Genomic DNA, 1988 nt, shown 5'->3' with positions numbered 1-1988 from the left:
CCCGGCTGGCCTCCGCCAGGGCGGTGCGGGCCGTTTCGACGGCGGCGGCCTGCTGCGCCTCCTGTTCGGCGGCGGCTTCGGCGCGGCGCTCCAGCTCCTCCGGGTCGGTTCCGGTGGCGGGCCGGGGCGCCCCGCTCAAGCCGCGCACGCGTTCGGCGGCGACGTCCGCCAGCGCCGCCAGGGACTGGGCGGCACCGGTCAGTTCCTCCCAGGTGGCGTTCGCCGCGGCCAGCCGCTGCCCGGAGGTGGCCTCGACGGCGGCGAGCTCCTCCAGCTTCGCCCGGGCAACGCGCTCGGCCTCCTCCACGCCGGCGCGGCGGCGGGCCAGGAGGGCCCGGTCCTCATCCCCGGCCTGGAGCAGGGACTGCACCTGGACGACGTCGTCGGCCAGTAGCCGGGCGGTGGCGTCACGGACCTCGGCCTGAATGACGTGGGCGCGACGGGCGACCGCCGCCTGCCGGGCGAGTGGGCCGAGCTGACGGTGCAGTTCGGCGGTGAGGTCGGTCAGCCGGGTGAGGTCGGCGGCCATGGAGTCGAGCTTGCGCAGCGCCCGCTCCTTGCGGCGGCGGTGCTTGAGCACGCCGGCGGCCTCCTCGATGAAGCCGCGCCGCTCCTCCGGGGTGGCCGAGAGCACGGCGTCGAGCTGGCCCTGCCCCACCACCACGTGCATTTGGCGGCCCATGCCCGTGTCGGACAGGAGCTCTTGCACATCGAGCAGGCGGCAGGCCGAGCCGTTGATCTGGTACTCGGACCCGCCGCCCCGGAACAGGGTGCGGGTGATGGTGACCTCGGTGTAGTCGATGGGGAGTGCGCCGTCGGTGTTGTCGATGGTCAGGGAGACCTCGGCGCGGCCGAGCGCGGGCCGGGAGCCGGCGCCGGCGAAGATGACGTCGGCCATGGAGCCGCCGCGCAGATTCTTGGCGCCCTGCTCCCCCATGACCCAGGTGAGGGCGTCGACGACGTTGGACTTGCCCGAGCCGTTCGGGCCGACGACGGCGGTAATGCCGGGCTCCAGGCGCAGGGTCGTTGACGAGGCGAAGGACTTGAATCCCTTCATCGTCAACGTCTTGAGGTGCACGCCTCAACGATAGCGGCAAGCAGAACCAGACCGGTGCCAGGCAGGACGGCGGCGTGTGCGTGCATCCGGCAGGCCGCCGGGACACGACAGGCCGGCGTCGCAGGCACCGCCCCGTGTCTACTTGACATCACGGATGCAACTCCGCAAGCTGCACGTGTCCTGGAAACCTCGTCCATCCCCGATCGGAGGTCCGGTGTTCGACGTCTCCAACCTGTCCAAACGCTTCGGAAGCCTGCAAGCGCTTGATGCTGTGTCGCTGCGGCTCGGTGACGGTGAGATCGTGGGCTTTGTGGGGGCCAATGGCGCCGGCAAGTCCACGACCATGCGCATCATCATGGGGGTGCTGACGGCGGATGCCGGCACCGTGACCTGGGATGGCGCACCGGTTGATGCCGCCTTGCGCCGCCGCATCGGGTATATGCCCGAGGAGCGCGGCCTGTACCCCAAGATGAAGGTAGGCGAGCAGCTGACCTACTTGGCCCGCCTGCACGGGGTGGGCGCCAATGCGGCGCGCCGCGCCGGTGAGGAGTGGACCGAGCGTTTGGATATCGCTTCTCGGCGCGAGGACGAGGTGCAAAAGCTCTCACTGGGCAACCAGCAGCGGGTGCAGCTGGCCGCCGCCCTGGTGTCGGACCCGGACCTACTCATCCTGGATGAGCCCTTCTCCGGCCTGGACCCGGTGGCGGTGGACGTCATGAGCCAGGTGCTGCGCGAGCGGGCGGCGGCCGGGGTACCCACCCTGTTCTCCTCCCACCAGCTCGACGTCGTGCAGCGGCTGTGCGACCGGGTGATCATTATTCAGGCGGGCCGGCTGGTGGCCGACGGAACCGTCGCCGAGCTGCAGGCCACGGCACAGCCGCGCTGGCGCGCCGTCGTCGAGGTGGACGGCGACCCCGACACGGCGGTCGGG

General features: G+C 71.4%; 2 protein-coding genes. One reads left to right on the top strand and one right to left on the bottom strand.

Going from position 1 to position 1988, the window contains the following annotated elements:
• Positions 1–1078 (bottom strand): chromosome segregation SMC family protein (locus RWX45_RS04465; RefSeq protein ID WP_316022572.1); only part of this gene is annotated, 1078 nt, incomplete at its 3' end.
• A 193-nt stretch (positions 1079–1271) separates the two neighbouring features.
• Here RWX45_RS04465 and RWX45_RS04460 point away from each other — a divergent pair.
• Positions 1272–1988: ABC transporter ATP-binding protein (locus RWX45_RS04460; RefSeq protein ID WP_316022571.1), on the top strand; the 717-nt coding region annotated here is incomplete at its 3' end.

The sequence above is a fragment of the Actinomyces sp. MRS3W genome, assembly GCF_032465695.1.
In the GTDB taxonomy this organism is placed as follows: domain Bacteria; phylum Actinomycetota; class Actinomycetes; order Actinomycetales; family Actinomycetaceae; genus Actinomyces.
Note: the sequence above shows the minus strand (reverse complement) of the source record. Positions and strands in the feature narration are given on the sequence as shown.